The 4,259-nt window shown below is 47.1% G+C and carries 3 protein-coding genes; 2 read left to right on the forward strand and 1 reads right to left on the reverse strand.

Annotated elements, in window-relative coordinates:
* Positions 1–662: 662 nt before the first annotated feature.
* Positions 663–1,892, reverse strand: coding sequence for an aminotransferase class III-fold pyridoxal phosphate-dependent enzyme (locus JRI95_16475; GenBank protein ID MBW2063139.1), 1,230 nt, complete (start codon positions 1,890–1,892; stop codon positions 663–665).
* A gap of 400 nt (positions 1,893–2,292) precedes the next feature.
* Here JRI95_16475 and JRI95_16480 point away from each other — a divergent pair, with 400 nt between their 5' ends.
* Positions 2,293–3,966 carry an AMP-binding protein gene (locus JRI95_16480; protein MBW2063140.1) on the forward strand — a complete coding sequence of 558 codons (1,674 nt, stop codon included), beginning with the start codon at positions 2,293–2,295 and terminating at the stop codon, positions 3,964–3,966.
* A 108-nt stretch (positions 3,967–4,074) separates the two neighbouring features.
* Positions 4,075–4,259 (forward strand): alkaline phosphatase family protein (locus JRI95_16485; protein ID MBW2063141.1); only part of this gene is annotated, 185 nt, incomplete at its 3' end.

The following is a 4,259-nucleotide window of genomic DNA, read 5'->3' on the forward strand; positions in this document are numbered from 1 at the left end:
AGCTACTTATCTATGTTGTAGACACTACAACGCCAAGATTTATTCCTCGAAATAATAAATATTATCAATAAGATACACCATCCAATCTCACCAATGAATTCTGGAACATGGGTTTCAATTGGGTTAACTGAGAACTAAGCACACCAATAACAATTTTCTTATGAATATCATCATTCAAAAACTTTCTTCGTCGATAACAAGAAAATGTAAGGTAATGGGCCTGACTTTTTTCGTCATAAATTCTCCTGTTTGTCATACACGCATTATAGCATGTAGATGAACACAATGGCAGGACTTCTTGCGCCTGCGGCGTCCACACGATCCTTGCAGGATCGTATGGACCACCCCCGAAGATTACACTATCTGGTAGCGGACGTATCTGACTAAAATCTGCAGTCACTGGTATATAACAACCTCGCGGCACAATTTGTGATATCCAATTTTCTAATCGTTTGCGTTCAACAATAATTATCCAATGCGTGCCATCAGGAGACCCTGAAAAATTCAATAATACCAGATGAATTCTGTACAGATTAGGGATTGCAGGCTTCGCCGCCCAGACAAACAAGTTGTCTGGGCCACCCGTGGCAAGGATGAAGAGGGCATCAAGCAGGCCTTGGAGATGATAAACAGCCTTTAAGCGAAGTAGCGATTATTTCGGATTACCGGATTTTCTCCTTAACCGCCTCAAAGGCCTTCTGGGTGACTAGCAGGGTCTTTTCGATATCCTCCTCCTTGTGGGCTGCGGAAATGAACCAGTTGTGAAAAGGATGAAAGAAAACCCCTTCCTGATAGGCGGTGGCGCAGAAGGTTTTGTTCTTTTCAAACGAGGGATCGTCTTTGAAGGTCATGAATGGTATGGTAACCGGCCCGGTGTAATTAATTTCCAGCCCCAGAGATTTGGCCTGGTCCAGCATGCCTTGCTTGAGCATCTCGCCTATGTGAAAAATATGATCCAGGGCCTTGGTGCGCACCATTTCATCAAGGGTGGCCAGGGCCGCGGCCATGGGCGCGGCGCTCGTGAAAAAGGAGCCTGTAAAGAAGATCAGACTTGCCGCTTCCATGAGCTCCTTGGCGCCAACGCACGCGGAGATCGGATACCCGTTTCCCAGGGCCTTGGAAAAGCAGGTCAGATGAGGCTTTAAGCCAAAATACTCGGCCGACCCGCCCATGTGAAGCCTGAAGCCTACGCGAACGTCATCCATAATGAGCAGCGGGCCGTCGGCCTTGCAGATTCCTTTAAGCCCTTCAAGAAAAGCCTGGGTGGGCATTTCGAGGTCGTGGGCAAATTCATGTTTAAAGGGCGTGACGATGATCCCGGCTAGCTCATCCTGGTTGGCCTGAACGAGTTCTTTCAGAGTATTGAGGTCATTGAATGGAAAGGTCAAAACATTGGTCCTGTCTTCTTCGGTTGTCCCGGTGGGATTGGGTGTGCACCAGAGGCCGATGCCATGGTAAGTCCCCGCGGCCATGATGATTTTCTTCCTGCCTGTGTGAGCCCGGGCTACCAGACAGGCGCAGTTGACTGCATCCGAGCCGTTTTTACCAAAAAGCGCCCAATCGGCTGAAGTGATCAGGTCCACCAGAGACTCGGCCAGATCAACCCATAAAGAGGAGGGAAGGTTGAAACAGTCTCCTTTTTCCTTTTGATTCCGGACGGCTTCCTCAATCTTGGGGTGGTTGTATCCCATGATCATCGGTCCATAGGCACACATGTAGTCAATATACTCGTGACCGTCTACATCCTTAAACCGGCACCCCTCAGCCTTTTCGATAAAATACGGGCTTTGCTCCCAGACTAGAAGTCTGGGGCTTTGATGACCGGGAATACCGCCGGGAATTACCTTTTCCGCCCGCTCAAAAAGGGCTTGTGACTCGGTGAAGTTCCGCATTTTATACTCCTCTCCCTTGATTTGATTATAGATGGACCTGGAAATTGCGCCTTTAACAAACCATATTAACATCAATAAAGCTTCATGACAAATTGCTTGCCTTGATTAGCTGTCAACACATTAGAGGAGAGGCCTTGGATAATGTTCTTATGGGGGATTAAGGCAAATTTGTATGAAAAGATCCTACGTTGAGAACTGGATTAATTTTTTACTCAGCTTGGAAGTGCTTATTTCTTGACACTTAAGCCGTTTTCCTTTTATGCTACCTACATTCAACGTACAGGCAAGGTGTTATACGCTTAGCCTGCAAGGTAATGATTTGAAATAAAAAAAGGGGAGATCGAAGATTGTATTATTCTGAGCACCCAGGCCTTACAACTCACAAGGAGGATTCTTGAGCATGATTTTGAAAAAAGCTCTTTATACTGTGAGGCATGACTTTGAGAACCAAAGTCCCTGGGTTCGACCGGGCCGTCTGTGGGAAGAATTATATCCTGAAGGAGTTCCCAGGACGATAAAATATCCCGAGATACCGATTCATCATATTGGTCGGGAGTCCGCCCGGGGATATCCCCATAATTTAGCCATCTATTTTGTGCAGGAGGAAAGAAAATACACCTACCGTGAACTCATGTACTTAAGCGATAAGATAGCAGCCGGGCTGGCAGACCTTGGCATAAAAAAGGGAGATGGGGTGGGCATTTATATGACCAACTCACCGGAGTTCATATTCACTGTTTATGGAATCAGCCAGAACGGGGCCATTGCAGTGCCGATTAATCCGATGCTTAAGGCGCCTGATATAGAACATATCGTGAAGGACAGTGGCATTCTGAAAACGATTATTTGCAGTTCAATATTATATCCGAACATAGAAAAAGTAAGAGAAGATGTTGAAATAGATAATATCATTGTTGATGGAGAAGAAAAGCCGGGCACAATCAGCCTCAAGGAACTGATGGATAAGTCCCCGGCCAAACCGCCTGAAGTCAAAATTGATCCCAAAAAAGACCTGTGTGTCCTCTTGTATACCGGCGGAACCACCGGAGTACCCAAGGGCGTGATGCTGACTCATTACAATATCACCACGAATGTCTATCAGATGGCTGAAATGGAGGCGGTCTCAGCAGTCGAAGAAGAGATTAGTGAGTCCTGCATCACGGTCTTGCCTATGTGTCATGCCTTTGGTTTTTCCCAGGTCCAGCTCTACATGGCTCAAAGGGCCATGATGATCCTTTACAACGCGTTCAATCCGGAAGAAATAATGAAGTACATCGAGCTGTATCAAACTGAGAATTTCGTGGGAATTCCACTGATGTTTCAACTGTTAATCAATGATCCTAATTTTGAGAAGTACGACTTATCCTCCCTGTACCGCGTTATTTCAGGAGCCGCCCCACTTCCGCAGGAGTTGCTCAAGAGGTGGAAGGAGGTCGTAGGCTCGGACGTTGGTCAGGGTTACGGTCTCAGCGAGGCAAGTCCGACCACTCACATGATACCCTCATGGCTTCCCCAGAGCGGAGAAAGTATCGGGATGCCTGTGCTGGACACAGACGCGAAGATAGTGGATGCGGAAACCGGGTCAAAGGAGCTTCCTCCTGGAGAAGTCGGCGAGTTGACCGTCAGAGGTCCCCAGGTGATGCAGGGATACTGGAAACAGCCCGAGAAGACAAGGCAGACCATAAAGGATGGCTGGCTTTTCACCGGGGACCTGGCTTACATGGATGATAAAGGTTGTTTCTTTATCGCTGGAAGACAGAGCGATATGATAAAGTATAAAGGCTACAAGGTGCTGCCTGAAGAGGTGGAAGATCACCTCTATCAACATCCCGCTGTCCTGGAGTGCGCTGTAATAGGTGTGCCTGACCCGGAGATAGGGGAAACAATCAAGGCTTTTGTAGTAATAAAAGATGATTATATGGGTAAGATCACAGAGGAAGAACTGCAAGATTGGGCCAGGAGCGAGATGGCTGGCTACAAATGGCCCAGACATGTGCAGTTTATTGATGCGATTCCAAGAACACCGATTGGTAAGGTCTTTCGACGAGCTCTTAGAGAAATGGAGGCGAGTTAGAACAAAACCTGGAATTTGCAGAGGCAAAGAGTTAATCCAAGACGCATATTGGATTTTTATCAAATGAAACCTTTAATTTTAGGGCCTAAGTAAAAGGAGGAATTAATCATGGCCAAAATGCCCAAGAAAGCTGTTGTTATTGGATTGGATGCCGCTTCACCAAAGCGGATTGACGAGTATGCCCAGGAAGGGCTTCTGCCTAATTTTAAGAAATTGATTGACGGCGGCGTATTTGCTGAGAACTGCCTGGTGCCGTTTCCCACGGTCACTCCGCCCAACTGGACGACGATTGT

It is taken from the genome of Deltaproteobacteria bacterium (assembly GCA_019308995.1).
Taxonomy (GTDB): domain Bacteria; phylum Desulfobacterota; class Desulfarculia; order Adiutricales; family JAFDHD01; genus JAFDHD01.